At 41.2% G+C, this 15,302-nt stretch carries 19 protein-coding genes; 10 read left to right on the forward strand and 9 right to left on the reverse strand.

Annotation, left to right across the window (positions count from 1 at the left end):
- Positions 1-354: 354 nt before the first annotated feature.
- Positions 355-597: a DUF2584 domain-containing protein gene (locus JI665_RS10495; RefSeq protein WP_206839226.1), complete on the reverse strand. Its 243-nt coding sequence runs from the start codon at positions 595-597 to the stop codon at positions 355-357.
- 49 nt (positions 598-646) lie between these two features.
- Positions 647-1,462, reverse strand: coding sequence for an alpha/beta hydrolase family protein (locus JI665_RS10500; protein WP_206839227.1), 816 nt, complete (start codon positions 1,460-1,462; stop codon positions 647-649).
- 165 nt (positions 1,463-1,627) lie between these two features.
- On the opposite strand from JI665_RS10500, the gene JI665_RS10505 reads away from it, so the two are divergent.
- Genes JI665_RS10505 through JI665_RS10515 form a run of 3 tightly spaced genes read left to right on the forward strand, consistent with a single transcriptional unit; the run spans position 1,628 to position 4,212 of the window.
- Positions 1,628-2,623, forward strand: coding sequence for an ABC transporter substrate-binding protein (locus JI665_RS10505; protein WP_206839229.1), 996 nt, complete (start codon positions 1,628-1,630; stop codon positions 2,621-2,623).
- Positions 2,624-2,645: 22 nt separating this feature from the next.
- The gene (locus tag JI665_RS10510; RefSeq protein ID WP_206839231.1) at positions 2,646-3,425 is read left to right on the forward strand and encodes an ABC transporter ATP-binding protein; all 780 of its coding nucleotides are present in this window, start codon (positions 2,646-2,648) and stop codon (positions 3,423-3,425) included.
- Positions 3,403-4,212 carry an ABC transporter permease gene (locus JI665_RS10515; RefSeq protein ID WP_206839232.1) on the forward strand — a complete coding sequence of 270 codons (810 nt, stop codon included), beginning with the start codon at positions 3,403-3,405 and terminating at the stop codon, positions 4,210-4,212. Before JI665_RS10510 ends, JI665_RS10515 begins: the two co-directional genes overlap by 23 nt.
- Before the next feature lie 28 nt (positions 4,213-4,240).
- On the opposite strand, the gene ytkD is transcribed toward JI665_RS10515, so the two are convergent.
- The gene (gene ytkD / locus JI665_RS10520; protein WP_206839233.1) at positions 4,241-4,708 is read right to left on the reverse strand and encodes an RNA deprotection pyrophosphohydrolase; all 468 of its coding nucleotides are present in this window, start codon (positions 4,706-4,708) and stop codon (positions 4,241-4,243) included.
- A gap of 155 nt (positions 4,709-4,863) precedes the next feature.
- On the opposite strand from ytkD, the gene JI665_RS10525 reads away from it, so the two are divergent.
- Complete coding sequence (locus tag JI665_RS10525; protein ID WP_206839234.1) at positions 4,864-5,742, forward strand: DUF6612 family protein; 879 nt, start codon at positions 4,864-4,866, stop codon at positions 5,740-5,742.
- Positions 5,743-5,770: 28 nt separating this feature from the next.
- Here JI665_RS10525 and JI665_RS10530 read toward each other — a convergent pair whose 3' ends face one another.
- On the reverse strand, positions 5,771-6,100 hold the full coding sequence (locus JI665_RS10530) for a hydrolase (protein WP_243505549.1): 330 nt from the start codon (positions 6,098-6,100) through the stop codon (positions 5,771-5,773).
- Between the two features lie 277 nt (positions 6,101-6,377).
- Here JI665_RS10530 and JI665_RS10535 point away from each other — a divergent pair, with 277 nt between their 5' ends.
- The gene (locus JI665_RS10535) at positions 6,378-6,635 is read left to right on the forward strand and encodes a DUF6154 family protein (RefSeq protein WP_053434021.1); all 258 of its coding nucleotides are present in this window, start codon (positions 6,378-6,380) and stop codon (positions 6,633-6,635) included.
- 149 nt (positions 6,636-6,784) lie between these two features.
- Here the strand turns inward: JI665_RS10535 and JI665_RS10540 are convergent, their stop codons facing one another.
- Positions 6,785-7,222 (reverse strand): Dps family protein, encoded by a 438-nt coding sequence (locus JI665_RS10540; protein WP_206839236.1) that lies wholly within the window; start codon positions 7,220-7,222, stop codon positions 6,785-6,787.
- A gap of 130 nt (positions 7,223-7,352) precedes the next feature.
- Here JI665_RS10540 and ytzI point away from each other — a divergent pair, with 130 nt between their 5' ends.
- The gene (gene ytzI, locus JI665_RS10545) at positions 7,353-7,535 is read left to right on the forward strand and encodes a YtzI protein (protein ID WP_206839237.1); all 183 of its coding nucleotides are present in this window, start codon (positions 7,353-7,355) and stop codon (positions 7,533-7,535) included.
- 90 nt (positions 7,536-7,625) lie between these two features.
- The gene (gene cls, locus JI665_RS10550) at positions 7,626-9,074 is read left to right on the forward strand and encodes a cardiolipin synthase (protein WP_206839238.1); all 1,449 of its coding nucleotides are present in this window, start codon (positions 7,626-7,628) and stop codon (positions 9,072-9,074) included.
- Positions 9,075-9,147: 73 nt separating this feature from the next.
- On the opposite strand, the gene JI665_RS10555 is transcribed toward cls, so the two are convergent.
- Positions 9,148-9,621, reverse strand: a complete 474-nt coding sequence (locus JI665_RS10555; protein ID WP_206839240.1) for an S-ribosylhomocysteine lyase — start codon at positions 9,619-9,621, stop codon at positions 9,148-9,150.
- Positions 9,622-9,762: 141 nt separating this feature from the next.
- On the opposite strand from JI665_RS10555, the gene yidD reads away from it, so the two are divergent.
- Complete coding sequence (gene yidD, locus JI665_RS10560; RefSeq protein ID WP_206839241.1) at positions 9,763-10,002, forward strand: membrane protein insertion efficiency factor YidD; 240 nt, start codon at positions 9,763-9,765, stop codon at positions 10,000-10,002.
- On the opposite strand, the gene JI665_RS10565 is transcribed toward yidD, so the two are convergent.
- Positions 9,999-10,562: a beta-class carbonic anhydrase gene (locus JI665_RS10565; RefSeq protein ID WP_206839243.1), complete on the reverse strand. Its 564-nt coding sequence runs from the start codon at positions 10,560-10,562 to the stop codon at positions 9,999-10,001. The genes yidD and JI665_RS10565 overlap by 4 nt on opposite strands.
- A 332-nt stretch (positions 10,563-10,894) precedes the next feature.
- Here JI665_RS10565 and JI665_RS10570 point away from each other — a divergent pair, with 332 nt between their 5' ends.
- Together JI665_RS10570 and JI665_RS10575 are read left to right on the forward strand one after the other, a co-directional pair.
- The gene (locus JI665_RS10570; RefSeq protein WP_206839245.1) at positions 10,895-11,932 is read left to right on the forward strand and encodes a metal ABC transporter substrate-binding protein; all 1,038 of its coding nucleotides are present in this window, start codon (positions 10,895-10,897) and stop codon (positions 11,930-11,932) included.
- A gap of 185 nt (positions 11,933-12,117) precedes the next feature.
- On the forward strand, positions 12,118-12,276 hold the full coding sequence (locus JI665_RS10575) for a DUF1540 domain-containing protein (RefSeq protein ID WP_113885567.1): 159 nt from the start codon (positions 12,118-12,120) through the stop codon (positions 12,274-12,276).
- A gap of 371 nt (positions 12,277-12,647) precedes the next feature.
- On the opposite strand, the gene menC is transcribed toward JI665_RS10575, so the two are convergent.
- Both menC and JI665_RS10585 read right to left on the reverse strand, forming a co-directional pair.
- A complete protein-coding gene (gene menC / locus JI665_RS10580) occupies positions 12,648-13,754 on the reverse strand; it encodes an o-succinylbenzoate synthase (protein WP_206839247.1) in 1,107 nt (368 codons plus the stop codon).
- A gap of 1 nt (position 13,755) precedes the next feature.
- Positions 13,756-15,243, reverse strand: coding sequence for an o-succinylbenzoate--CoA ligase (locus JI665_RS10585; RefSeq protein WP_206839324.1), 1,488 nt, complete (start codon positions 15,241-15,243; stop codon positions 13,756-13,758).
- Positions 15,244-15,302 lie beyond the last annotated feature (59 nt).

The raw sequence follows: 15,302 nt of genomic DNA on the forward strand, positions 1-15,302 counted from the left end.
GACTTATAATCGTTGATCGACACTGTGCGCTTCGACTTGTTCCTTTCGCACTCTTTTTCCATCTCTCAGTGACACGATTCCTTCTGTTTAGGTCCTTTCGCAACCCCTAGTCCTTGCTCGGTGGCACTATTCCCTCTGTTTAGTTCCCTTCGCGACGACTTGTTCCCGCTCAGTGGCACTATTCCCTCTGTTTAGCTCCCTTCGCGACCCCTAGTCCTCGATCAGCGGCATTATTCCCACTGTTTAGTTCCTTTCGGGCTCTTTTTCCTCCCCTAATTTTAAAAGCACTATTCTCACTTGCAATTTACAGAAACATTTCGAACAAAAAAACGCCGGACTAAGTCCAGGCGCTCTTTAGTTTGTTGAGTTTAGAGAAACAAGCTGGTAGGTTATAAGGGTCTGACTGTTTTCCCATACCACTTTTCTGATGACACCCATACCGTTCAGGTCGCCTTCAATTGTTCTTTTTACCTCGACCGGAATATCGAGCGGATATAATCTGTACCCGTCTTTGACAAGTGAAAAGAAATTCTCATCAAGTCTGTTCTCCCTGCCCTTTGTCACGATCATTGTGTTCAGCTCTAAAGGCATACCCATTGGTATCTCTCCTTCATTTTTAATATCCTTTTCTCTATTTTACCCCACCTTATTGCGCTCTGAAAGTCCTTAATTTCATCTGCCCTTTGCTTTTCATCCACGCGCATAAATCCTCTACCGTCTTCCGGTTCACGTCTGGCGGAAAGTAGTGGGTATATTCAGGGAAATACCAGCTGCCCACTTCTTTTTTTAGAGCCTTGAGCCTTTTTTCCAGGCGATAGGAATGCTCCACCGAAACATTATGGTCCTGTTCTCCATGAATAATTAAGACGGGGGCCTGCAGCTGCTCCAGCTGAAAAAGCGGGGTGCGATATTTATACCGTTCCGGAAACTTAGTCGGGGTTCCTCCTATTACACGTTTCATCATTCTCCGGAGATCCTTTCGCTCCACATAGGTGAGAAACATATCACTGACCCCTCCCCATGTAACAATGGACGCGGCTTCAGGAAACTCGATTGCAGTAAGCAATGCCATTACGCCACCACGGGAAAAGCCAAAAATATGGACTCTTTTTACCCGGGCATGCTCCTGAAGAAGAGTAAAAGCGGCAAATGCGTCCTGTCTGTCCTCCCCTGCAAAATCTTCGTTACCATCTCCCCCTTGGTTGCCTCTGTAAAAAGGCGCGAATACAATAAAGCCTTCACATGCAAACTGGATAATCCTGGAAGGCCTTACTTTCCCGACATTTTTTATGCCTCCTCTTAGGTATAGAAACCCATCATATTGTTCCTCCCCCTTTGGCTCTGCCAGCAGGCCTTTTATATGTAATCCGTTTGCATAATATGTGACAACAGATAATTCGATTGCCGGATTTGGCGAAGGAAATCTCTGTTTAGTTATGACTTGGCCATTTAGGAATTCCATGTCCTCATCTCCCTCTGAAGTAAATCTGAATACGACTAATAGTATGAGCTTTATGAACTCCGCCTAAAAATGTTTCCATGGGCATTCACACATTTTTTCGATTTTCATACGATATCCTAGGCTTTTAAATCTGACTTTTTTAGCATAAGGGAGGTCTTATGGCTTATGAAAAAATGGATGAAAGTAAGCATGCTTCTTTTGCTTACAGCGATACTTATTGTTCCTTTGGCCGCTTGCGGCAAGGATGAAATGCAAAAGGTCCGTATTGCCGAAGTGACACGCTCCATCTTCTATGCTCCGCAATATGTAGCCCTTGAAAAGGGTTTCTTTGAAGAAGAAGGGCTTAAAGTAGAGCTTACAACTACAGCAGGCGGAGATAAAACGATGACTGCTCTGCTGTCGGATAGCGCTGATGTTGCACTTGTAGGTTCCGAAACTTCCATTTACGTTTCGGCTCAGGGCTCCAACGATCCGGTCATTAACTTTGCACAGCTCACTCAAACGGATGGAACATTTCTTGTTTCCCGCAAAAAAATCGATAACTTTTCATGGGATATGCTAAAAGGCAAAACATTCCTGGGTCAGCGCAAAGGCGGCATGCCGCAGATGGTTGGCGAGTTTGTTTTGAAAAAGCATGGAATTGATCCTCACGAAGATATGGACTTGATTCAAAATATTGATTATGCCAATATCGCTCCGGCCTTCGCTTCAGGAACAGGCGAGTTTGTTCAGCTGTTCGAGCCGACTGCCAGTGTTTTTGAAAAAGAAGGCAAAGGCTATATCGTAGCTTCTTTCGGAACAGAGTCCGGTCATGTACCATATACCACATTCATGACAAAACAAAGCTATATTGATGAAAATAAAGAGACAGTCGAAAAATTCACAAGAGCGATTTATAAAGCACAGCAATGGGTTGAAACACATAGTGCGAAAGAAACGGCAGAAACCATTCAAGGATATTTCGACAATACCGAGCTTGAAATCATTGAGATGGTAGTAGACCGCTATAAGAGCCAGGGGTCCTTTGCAGCAGATCCTATCCTGGACACTGAAGAATGGGAAAACCTGCAGAACATCATGGACGAAGCAGGAGAGCTCCCTAAGCGCATAGAGCATGACACACTTGTCAACACAGAAATCGCTGAAGGTGTAATGAAGTAAATAAACGAAAGAGGAGGCCGACATGAATTTTCTAAAGGTAGATGCTGTCCACCACACTTATTTTACGAAAACCTCTGCTGTAACGGCCCTCTCCGATATTTCGCTTGAAGTGGAGGAAGGAGAATTTGTTTCCTTCCTCGGCCCAAGCGGATGCGGCAAGACAACTTTGCTTTCCATCATAGCAGGCCTGTTTGAACCCACAGAAGGCACTGTAGCACTTGAAGGAAAGCGCGTTGAAACGGCAGAAAATGAAATTGGCTATATGCTGCAGCAGGATTATCTTTTTCCCTGGAAAACGATTGAAGAAAATATCCTGCTGGGGCTGAAAATCGGGAACAGCCTTACTCCCGACAAAAAAGCTTATGCACTGCAGCTCCTTCAGGAGATGGGATTAAAAGGTGTAGAGTCACAGTTTCCAAAGCAGCTTTCTGGCGGAATGCGCCAGCGTGTTGCCCTTGTAAGAACACTTGCAACTGAACCAAAGCTGCTCATGCTTGATGAACCCTTTTCCGCATTAGATTATCAAACCAAGCTGAAGCTTGAGGATTTGGTCTCTAACACGCTCAAATCATTTGGAAAAACAGCCATACTGGTTACCCATGATATTGGTGAGGCAATCAGCATGAGTGATCGCGTTTTTCTCTTTTCCGCGAGACCCGGACAGCTTCATAAAACGTTTGTAATACCAAAAGAATTAAGAGATCAAACTCCCTTTAACGCAAGAAATCATGAAGCATATCCAGCGATTTTTCAAACTATATGGAAGGAGCTGGAGTCCCTTGAGCCCGCAGGAGAACGTTAAATTCCTCCACCAGAAATATATCCAGTCGCTGAACCGTGAAAAAAAATGGGTACGCTTCTATCAGGCTGTCATCTTTATCGTGTTTTTTTCGGGATGGGAGCTGGCAAGCCAGAAGCAATGGATTGACCCGCTGATTTTCAGTGCGCCCTCAAAAGTATGGGGATTATTTTTAACCAAAATCCAGGATGGGACCTTGATGGTGGATTTAGGCTACACTTTGTCAGAAACCGTATTTGGATTCATATTGGGCACTTTTCTAGGCACATTGCTTGCAGCCATCCTCTGGTGGTCACCGCTGCTTTCAAAAATAGCGGACCCCTATTTGGTTGTCCTGAATTCAATGCCAAAGGTTGCACTTGGCCCGATATTAATCGTCGCATTAGGCCCCAGCTTTACTTCCATCGTAGCAATGGGCGCGATTATTTCCATCATCATCACAACCATTGTCGTGTATACATCTTTTAAAGAAGTTGACCCTAATTACATTAAGGTGCTTCAAACCTTTGGGGCAAACCGATTTCAAATCTTCAGGGAAGCTATTTTGCCAGCTTCATTCCCAACCATCATCTCAACTTTAAAGGTGAATGTCGGTCTATCATGGGTCGGTGTTATTGTCGGGGAATTCCTTGTATCCTCAAAAGGTCTCGGATACATGATTATTTACGGCTTCCAAGTCTTCAACTTTACCCTTGTCATGCTGTCATTGCTGGTAATTGCTATTTTTGCAACAGTGATGTATCAGCTGGTCGAACTGCTCGAGCGAAAACTGATAAAAAATGGTTCATAATAAAAACGGCAGCGATAATGCCGTTTTTTTACTTTCCCTGCATGATTTTTTCGAGGCTCTTTTCAACTACTTTATCCTTCATGATAAAACTGTATTGACTGCTCCACCTGTCTTCCAGCAAGTTTCCAGCTGTCAGAATGGGACCGTTTGTTTCAAAATATTGATCCGTTTTGTTAAGGCTTTTCACCTCTGCGAAAAAAATGGCTTTGACAAAACGCTCTGTACCCAAATTAACTTCATATTCACCAATAAAATGTAAACTCTTTAAGTCTGCTCCTGTTTCCTCATAAACTTCTCTTCTGGCTGCCTCTTCAAGAGACTCCCCCTCTTCTCTCTTGCCTCCCGGAAATTCCCACCCCCGCTTTTTGTGATTCGTCAGCAGCCATTGATCGCCATAGCGGCAAATGACCAGAACATGTTTTGGATCGGTTCCAAAAGCTCGTTTATTAAAAGAAAATCGCACTTCCCCGCCGTTCTCATCCAAAAAGTTTTCCATACTTTTCCCTCACTCGATAATTAAATTCTGATGTTATCATTATAAAGGTAAATCATATATTTAAAAACTTCTGGGGCTAAAGTATCAAATTACATATTTTTGAAACTTTTTTCCTTTTTTCTCCGTAAAATTAGCTGACTAACCTAAATAGAGGAGTGTATACCTTGAAAAAATCCCTTGCAATCCTTACTGGCTTCTTGATGATTCTAATGCTGGCTGCGTGCAATGAAACAGCCAAACCTGTTAATGAATCTGCTGGCGGCACGGGCAAGGAAGAGACAAAAACAGAAGAAGCTTCAGAATTGACACTGGAGGAAGTTTTAACGAAATCTACCGAAGCTTCAGAAGAGCTAAAAAGCTTCTCGGTAAATATGGATATGAGGCAGGAAATGAGCTCAGGCACTGAAGGGGAAAATATGAATATCGATTCTGCCATTGATATGGATGTTACAACAGATCCGATGGCCTTCTACCAAAAAATGACTATGTCGATGGACGGAACAGAAGAATCGTATGATATTGAAAGCTATTTTACTGAAGAAGGCATGTTCCTTTATGATGCAGCCGGTAAGCAGTGGATGAAGTTCCCTAAAGAAATGTCGGATGATTTGCTTCAAATGTCCAGCCAGCAGACAAATCCTGGTGAAGAACTAAAGAAATTGCAGGAGTTCGTGGACGACTTTACGTTTGAACAGGATGCAAAAAGCTATATTCTAAAACTGAAAGCCGATGGAGAAAAATTCAATGATTTTGTGAAGGAAACAGCAGCAGAAACACTTCCGCCTGAACTGGCAGCCAACGGAGAAATGCTTGATAACATGAAAATTAACGGCGTGGAATACGAAATCGTGATTGATAAAGAAACTTTTTATCCAAGCGTGCTGAATATGATTATGGAAATGGAAATTACGGCTGAAGGCCAGACCATATCCATGAAGCAGACCATGAACGGCCAATATGCAAACTATAATAAGGTAGAGGCTATAGCCGTTCCACAAAAAGTTCTTGATACAGCTGTAGAAATGGAAATGTAAGAAAAGCTGAGGCACTCGCCTCAGCTATTTATTTATGTTCCTCTTCAGTAAGGATCCCCATGCTTTCAATATGTTTTCTTGCTTCATCATCTCCAAGATCATAAATCATTCCATATATTTTCTTCATTGTATCATCATAAGCGTCATTTTCACGGTCATAATGGTATTGAACATAAGGAACATGGGCTCTGAAAAAATTCTGCCACTCAGTTGAGTAGTTCTGATCAAAATATTCCCTTAAGGCAATGATTTCATCATCTGTCGCCTCTATTTTAAAATTCCATGTTGAACCAGTGGCACTTTGTGAAATCTCCCCAGAACCAAGCGTGATATAATACGTCTTTTTATTACCTTCCAATCCTGTCAGCCCCTTTTTTTTCATTCCTGTGACGCTGTTTCAACACCGGTTACTTTATCATTATTTATCATGACTTTTTTATTTCTATAGTTATCGTATCCCACATTTGTGATAAAATTATACGAAATTAAGATCATTCTTCATAAGCTTACATATACTAAGTTAAATAATTGAGAAACAGCTTCTCAATTTATCTGCGGTGAATATTTTCCTGCATCAGGGGTATTAAATTAAGTATACTATATAAAACGGGAGTATATTTTAAGGAGGTGTTATCATGAAACTGATTGATGAGCTATATGAACTTTACAGGAATAAGCTGACAGGTGATGAAGAGGATATCGATATGCTCGCTTTTGCCTTCTTAGAAGAAATGGACAGAGAAGACCTGCTGAATATTATCAGGGATCTCGATAATCAGGAATTATATGATTTAATGGGGCTTTATTTGATTGAGAGCTTAAAAGGGAAATTTGCCAGTGAGAATTACGGCCAGCGCAGAAGCCCGATCATTCATCACCGGAACATACACTAAACTATACATATCCGAATAATTAACTATCCATATTATTTGAAGGCGGCGATAAGCCGCTTTTTATTTTATTATGGCATTCCTTATGCAAGGCGCTTCCGCTTTTATTCTTTGCATATAAAAAGACCAGCTTTCCAGCCAGTCTTTGTTTATTATCCAAGGTATGCTTTTAGCATCCAGATATGTTTCTTTAAACTTTGCTTTACAGCAATCAGCATGTCGCCTGTACCTTCATCTTTGGCTTCTTCTGCAAGCTCAATTGCTTCCTGAAGCTCGTCCACCATTTTTTCAAAGTCATCAACGACCGATTGGACCATTTGTTCCTCATTTTCTTTTCCTGTCGCTTCTTCGAGGGAACTGGTTTCAAGAACTTCCTTCATAGTCGCAACCGGCTTAGCCTCAAGAGCCAGGATTCTCTCAGCCAATTCATCTACATGTACGTTGGCTTCATTATAAAGTTCTTCAAATTTTGCATGAAGGGTAAAAAAGTTTTTCCCTTTAATATACCAATGGAAATTGTGAAGCTTTACATATAGAACAGTCCAGTTTGCTACTTGCTGGTTAACAGCTTTTACTAATTCTTTACTCATATAAATCATCCTCCCAACAATAGATTACCCACAATAACAAAATTCAAACCTGTGCCTTGGCCATCGCGAAATCTTTCATGAAAGTGCTGCTTTCATGGTAAAATATTGAGGAGAGAAAAGGGGGAGAAGAATGTATACGGTATTAGTCATATCGATTATCATTGTGATCGTGGTACTGCTTTTAAGCGTTATTACCACTTCAAAAGCTTACCAATTCAAGCATACAGTAGACCCGGTTGATCCGCTTCCTGACAGCGAGCAGGGACAAAAAGAGGCTAAAGAAGAGCAAGAAGATAACCAAAACCGTTCATAAGCATACGCTATTATATATACAGCCTCCGTACAACCGGAGGTTTTCCTTTTAAATGGACGGAAATAACATACATGTGGAGAGGACATTGAGATGGATATATACTCCATGATGCTTACAGTATTTTTAGTATTAAATATTATCCTGGCTGTTTTTGTTATCTTTCTGGAGCGAAGGGATGCAGGCGCCACATGGGCATGGCTCATGGTTTTGTTCTTTCTCCCTCTTCTTGGTTTTTTCATGTACCTCTTCTTTGGGCAGAATTTAACCAGAAGAAAGATGTTCCAATGGGAAGACCGTAAAAAGATTGGAATTGATGAACTGCTGAACAATCAGATCAGAGGAATCAAGGAAAAGGATTTCCATTTTCGAAATGACATAATTAAAAACTCCAAGGACCTTATATATATGCACCTTGTCAACAATGATGCGGTGTTGACGCAGGACAACGAGGTCAGGATTTTTACAGATGGGAAAGAAAAGTTTAATTCGCTTGTGGAGGATATCAAAAATGCAGCCGATCACATCCATCTGCAATATTATATCTTCAAGAGAGATAATCTGGGGAAAAGCTTAATCAATCTTTTGACGGAAAAGGCAAGGGAAGGCGTAAAAGTAAGGCTTCTCTATGATGAACTGGGCTCAAGAAGCCTGCATAAAAGGGTGTTTAAAGAGCTGATTGCGGCTGGTGGGGAGATTGAAGCCTTTTTCCCTTCCCGGCTGCACTTTATCAACTTGAGAATTAATTACCGGAACCATCGCAAAATTGCCATTATTGACGGCCGAATTGGATATGTTGGCGGGTTTAATGTCGGGGATGAATATCTCGGGCTTAATCCAAAGTTTGGATATTGGCGTGATACTCATTTAAGAATCAGGGGGAGTGCTGTCCATTCCCTGCAGACCCGCTTTATCCTGGACTGGAACCAGGCTTCGCATCGCCATGATATTTACTATGCTCCGGAGTATTTTCCGCTGGCCGAGTCTCGTGATAGCGTAGGGATGCAAATTGTTACCAGCGGGCCTGATTCGGAATGGGAACAGATTAAAAATGGGTATATAAAAATGGTTTCATCAGCCCGTAAATCTATTTATATCCAAACCCCCTATTTCATCCCGGACGCCAGTCTCCTGGATGCATTGAAAATAGCTGCATTATCTGGGGTGGAAGTGAACATTATGGTACCGAACAAGCCTGACCATATGTTTGTTTATTGGGCAACCTACTCCTATATAGGGGAAATGTTAAAAGTAAATGCGAACATCTATATATATGAAAATGGCTTCATCCATGCAAAAACCTTGATTGTTGACGAGAAGGTTTCTTCGGTAGGAACCGCGAATATAGATGTTAGAAGCTTCAGGCTCAATTTTGAGGTAAATGCCTTTATATATGATGAGGATGTTTCGAAAGAACTGACTGAGAGCTTTCAGGAAGATGTCCAGCTATCAACTAACCTGACTGCAGAAGATTACAGAAATAGAGCCTTAAAAATCAAATTGAAAGAATCCATCTCAAGGCTTTTATCGCCGATTTTATAAAATGCAGTTATCGACTTACACAATTTTATACTTATCTTATTATAAAACGGGCTGACCAGTCAGCCCGTTTTCTTTATGCAAAAACCTGTTTCAATTCATCCTTCGATTGATCCAGCCAGAACCTCATAAGACGTTTTGCACCTTCAAGATCATGAAGTTTTGCCTGTCCGCATTGCTTCTCATTTGCAGCAGGAATCTCGGTTATTTCAACCGCATCTTGCATTGTAGCTTCAAGCAGATCGATTATTTCTTCAACTGAAGGCTCTCCGCTAACGACTAGATAATAGCCTGTCTGGCAGCCCATCGGGGAAATATCAATAATATCAAAATGATTATATTTCTCTGCATGTGTACGGATATTAAAAGCAAGCAGATGCTCAAGTGTGTGAATGACATCCGGCTTCATCGCCTGCTTATTTGGCTGGCAGAAACGGATATCAAACTTGTTAACTAAACCGTCACTTCCCACTTTATGGACACCGCAGTGCCTCACATATGGAGCTTTAACAGCGTGGTGGTCCAATTCGAAACTTTCTACTGAAGGCATTCAAAACACTCCCCTAAAGTTTTCCTTTTATTATAACGCAATATCCGACTAAATACATCAAATTAATATGAAAATTATGACGTTTTCACGATTATATGTTATTTTAAAAGAAAATATGTTTTAACCAGGAAAGGTAATGCCATGATCAAAAAAATATTGATTTTGATATTTCGTTTCTATCAAATTGTGATTTCCCCGCTGAAGCCACCAACATGCCGGTTTTATCCGACTTGTTCCCATTATGGGCTGGAGTCTGTTAAGCGATTCGGCGCCCTAAAGGGCGGCTGGCTGACTATAAAACGGATTTTAAAATGTCATCCCTTTCATCCAGGCGGTGTTGACCTTGTTCCGGAGGAATGGCACAAAAAGAAAAAGAATTAACCCTCGTATCCGTCCACTACCAGATCAAGCTTGCCTGTGCCAGGATGTATAACAAGCCCATGCACAGGCACATCTGCAGGCATTAAGGGGTGCTTTTTCACCATATGGACGCTATGGGATACACTATCCTCTACATTTTCAAATCCTCTTAGCCAGTCCTCTGCAGCAATTCCTGAGTATGTCATCGTATCCAATGCATCCTCGGTAATGCCTCTCTCCTTCATGCAACTGACAACCGCATCAGCCTTCATTCCGCTCATCCCGCAGTCATGATGGCCAATAACAAACACTTCTTTCGCCTGCAGCTGGTAAACAGCTACTAATATGCTTCTCATAATGCTGCCAAACGGATGCGTTACTAAAGCACCTGCATTTTTGATAATTTTCACATCACCGTTTCTTACATTGAGCGCTTTTGGCAGAAGCTCCACTAAACGTGTGTCCATGCAAGTCAAGATAACCATTTTCTTATTAGGGAATTTCGTTGTTTCAAATTCTTCATACTTTTTTTCTTCAACAAATTGCTGATTATGGTCTAAGATTTCTTCTAAAAGTTTCATTTGTTCCACTCCTGTCTTTTATACATTCCTTTACTTTAAGCAGGCATAAATGCTGCAATACTTGAGTAAAAGATGTCAATACTAATGATGACCTTTAACAGGCATCTATATTTATGATACATAAAGCTTGAGCTTCAAACAAATTTTTATCCTTGATTTTTAGCTGGATATTTTGTAAGATAACTAAGTGAAATCGTAATGATTACGTATTATTAATCACCTGGACGCTGAGTGCGGCAATTAACTGAATTAACTGCCCTAATAAACATTATCTAAAATATAGTCCGTGCTTTAAATCGTAATAACTACGTTTTATAAAAGGAGGAGAAAAAATGACAAAGAAATGGTTAGTATTTATTCTAGGCCTAACTCTTGTTCTATCAGGATGCTCAGAGGAAAAGCCAGAGGAAAACAGCAGCAATAAAACTAAGGTTTATACAACTGTGTACCCGCTTCAATATTTTACTGAACGAATCGGAGGGGATGCGTTAGAAGTTGAAACCATCTATCCTCCCGGATCGGATGAACACACTTTTGAACCATCACAAAAAGATATGATGAAGCTGGCTGATTCAGATCTTTTTATTTTTATAGGACTCGGTCTTGAAGGCTTTGTGGAAAATGCAAAAGAGACATTGAAAAATGAAAAAGTTAAAATGGTCGCTGCAGGAGAAAATATCGAATTTGTTCACTCAGATGAAAATCATGATCCTGCCCATGAAGACGAAGGACATTCTGATGAAGCTGAGCATGAAGAAGAACATGCTGATGAACACGGTGCTGAATCTGAAGAGGGCCATGATCATGAAGGGGAATCCGAAGAGGGCCATGATCATAACCATGGAGATATCGACCCCCATGTTTGGCTGGATCCTTTATACTCCAAAGAATTGGCTGAATCAATTAAAGATGCTTTAGTAGAAAAGATGCCTGAGCAGAAGGAGCAATTTGAACAGAATTATTTGGAGCTTGCTGAGGAGCTCGATAATCTTCATAATGATTTTGAGCAGACAGTTCAAAATGCTGTGCATAAGGAATTCATTGTTTCACACGCAGCATATGGATATTGGGAAGACCGATATGGTTTGGATCAAATCAGTGTATCCGGGTTAAACTCTTCCAGCGAGCCTACTCAGAAAGAACTGCAGAAAATCATTGCGGAAGCAAAAGAACATGACTTGAAATATGTCTTTTTTGAACAGAATGTCAGCTCGAGACTGACTGAAACTCTGCAAAAGGAAATCGGCGCAAAACCGTTAATGCTTCATAATTTATCGGTCCTGACGGAAGAAAATATTAAAGAAAACCAAACGTATTTTACATTAATGAACGAAAATCTTGCTGCCCTTGAAAAAGCTCTAAATGAATAAATACTTTCACCTCCCGGCTTGGGAGGTTTTTTCATTTAAAAACAGTCCAAACTTGACAATTCCTTCAAATACCATGTCTGAATCCAAAGACTCTGCAAAAAATAAAAAAGACCCTGGTACCCAGGTGCCGCCCGAAATTTGCAATTTTCGGCTTGGTCATATTTTCTGCTTAGGAGTGATCAGCAATGGCAAAAGATGTCCTATGTGAAGTTAATAACTGCACTTTCTGGAAAAATGGGAACCGATGCAGTGCAGACCAAATATACGTAGTCAGCCATACTGGCGAAACTGCAGACAACAGCAAAGAAACAGACTGCAAAACGTTCGAGCCTCATGACCTTTAATGGGTGACAGCACCTAAAGGGTGTTGTCGTTTGGCGGTTTTGCATTTCATTGAATAAGGCTGCAAAAGCGGTGCATTTTATGTATCGCTTTTGTGTTTTTTATATAAACAAGTTTATTAAGATTTTTACCGGGAATGTATAGAGTAACAACAACTTTTAGGAGTGATACAAATGTTATCAACCATTATTTTGCTTGGAGCTGCTTTTGCTGCTGCTGCCGGATTAAGCTCCTTTGCCATTAAAGAGGATTCATTTATTCAAGACGAAATTACACAATAATTTATAATAAAAGGCGCTGATCATGCGCCTTATTTTTTTTGCAATAATATGAAAACCGCAATTCTGACAAATAGAGAAATGCGGTTTTTTACTTATAAAGCAATGCTTTCTTTTGAGGTGCAAACTTCGTTCAGCCTTTTTTCATTAATCCCATAACCGATTCCCGGCTTATCAGGAACTTTTATCATCCCGTTTTCAACGGTGACTTCGGGCAGAATGATGTCTTCTTCCCAATACCTCCCCGACGCTGAAATATCACCTGGAATTGAAAAACCCTCCATAGAGGCAAGAGCAATATTATGTGCACGGGAGATACCGAATTCCAGCATGCCTCCACACCAGACCTGGATCCCTTTATCCAGGCAATAATCATGAATCTTCTTTGCTGTCCCCAGACCTCCAACCCGGCCAATCTTAATATTGATGACTTTACAGCTTCCCAGCTCGACAGCTCTCCTGGCATCATTAAAGGTGACAATACTCTCATCCAGGCAAATTGGAGTCTTCAGTTCTTTCTGAAGCTTTGCATGATCAACAATATCATCATATTCCAGCGGCTGTTCAATCATCAGCAGCCCGAATTCATCAAGCCTTTTTAAATGTTCAATGTCGTTCAATGAGTAAGCTGAATTAGCATCTGCCATGATTGGCAAATCGGGATAAAAGCGGCGGATCTCTGAAATAAATTCATAATCGTTCGCGGGGCTGATCTTTATTTTGACCCTTTGATAGCCGCTTTCCAGATAGTATTCAATTTGCCTTCTTACTTCTTCCTTTGTTTTAGCGCCAACAACCACGCCGGATGGAATCAATTCCCGCTGGCCGCCTATATATTTTGATAGAGAAATATCTTCTTTTTTGGCTGCCAAGTCCCATAAAGCCGTCTCAAGTGCTGCTTTCGCCATTTGATTCCTTCTGAAGACGTCAAAAACCCGGCCTGCTTCTGAAGGATGCTTTATATTCGCATTACGCATTATTGGGATAAGGAATTCTTTTAGCATATGATAGCTCGTTTCAACCGTTTCCTCCGTATACCAGGGTGAAGAAAAAGCGACTCCTTCCCCGTAGCCTTTTCGTCCTTCTTGATCGATTACCTCAACAATAATTCCGTCTCTATCCTTCACTGTCCCTAAATGCGTGTAAAAAGGAGTTTTCAAAGGCATCGTGATTTTATATAAAGTAATTGTCTTTATATCCATGCTAATTCCCGCTTTCCTCAAGCAGTTCCCGAAGTTTTCTTCTTAAAATCTTTTTTGAAGCGTTCCTCGGGATTTCATTAATGATGATTAGTTTTTTAGGTGCTTTATACTTCGCCAGCTTCTCAAAGCAGTACTTCATCACTTCTTTTTCATCCAGATTCTCGTCTCCAGCAATAAAGGCGACAGGCACTTCACCCCAAACATCGTCCTTCATGCCAATGACCCCTGCATCCGATATTTGGGAGTGAGAAATAAGAACACCCTCGACTTCAGCCGGATAGATATTTTCTCCGCCTGAAATAATTAAATCGGACCGCCGATCAAGCACAAATAAAAATCCTTCTTTATCCACATATCCAATATCTCCAGTTGAAAGCCAGCCACCCTTTAGTCTTTCGGCTGTTTCCTCTTTTCGGTTTAAATACCCTTTTGTCACATTTGGACCTTTTACAAGAATTTCTCCCGCTTCCCCGGGGTCAGCATGCTTCCCATTTGGAGCAGCAACTTTCAGCTGGGAAGGAAATAAAGGCTTACCGGCGGAACCCAATTTGCTGAGACTGTATTCCGGAGCCAGTGTAACAATCTGTGACGAAGTTTCTGTCATTCCGTAAGTCTGGTAAACAGGGATTCCCTTATCCCTGCAATCTTCCAGAAGGGATTTCGCTGCGGGCCCTCCTCCTAATAACATACATCTGAAATACTCCGGCAGCTTTTCACCTTTAAGTGCATCTGCTATCCTGGTCAGCATTGTACTTACAACAGACATGATGGTCACTTTCTCGATGGAAATGGCCTCAATAGCCTTCTCTTCATGGAAAGATTCAAAAAGAACCATTTTCATGCCATAGATAATGCTGCGCATTAAAATGGAATAGCCGCTAATATGAAAAATCGGGACAGCACACAGCCAGCTGTCGTTTTCATTCAACCCTAAATTCAATGCAGACCCCACTGCACTCCACCAATGATTTCCATAGGTTTGCAGTACACCTTTCGGATTGCCGGTTGTACCGGATGTATACATGACCGTACAAACCTCATCAAGACTTATCTCTTCTACTAATAACGGCTCATGGGGAACTTTCCTGAATAGCTCTTCTTTATGGATTGCCGAAATTTCTCCTAAAGAGTTTACAACCCTTTGGCTTACTTCACTAAATGTATTCTCAGTTAAGAGGAAAGCGGACTTCGAATCATTCATTTGCCAAATCAATTCCTCCGCAGTCAGCCTGTTATTTAATATGACGGCCTTTACATCGAGTAGCTGCAGGGCCAAAAGAATAAAAACAGTGTCTTCATGATTTCGGAGAAGGACACCTGCAAATTGTCCTCTCATGCATCCAGCAGCCTGCAACTGTCCCGCTATCGTGTATGCACGCTCATATACTTCCGAAAATGTATAGGTTTTCCCCAAAAAGGAAAGGGCAGGGCGATCGGGGGTTAAAAAAGTCCGCTTTTGAAGAAAATTCGGCACTAATTGCGCTTCCATCATAAACTCCTCATTTCATGCGATTCTTCATATAAAAACAGCCTGATGGCAAGCCATCA

Origin of the sequence: Bacillus sp. NTK034 (assembly GCF_017303275.1) — a bacterium.
In the GTDB taxonomy this organism is placed as follows: domain Bacteria; phylum Bacillota; class Bacilli; order Bacillales; family Cytobacillaceae; genus Cytobacillus.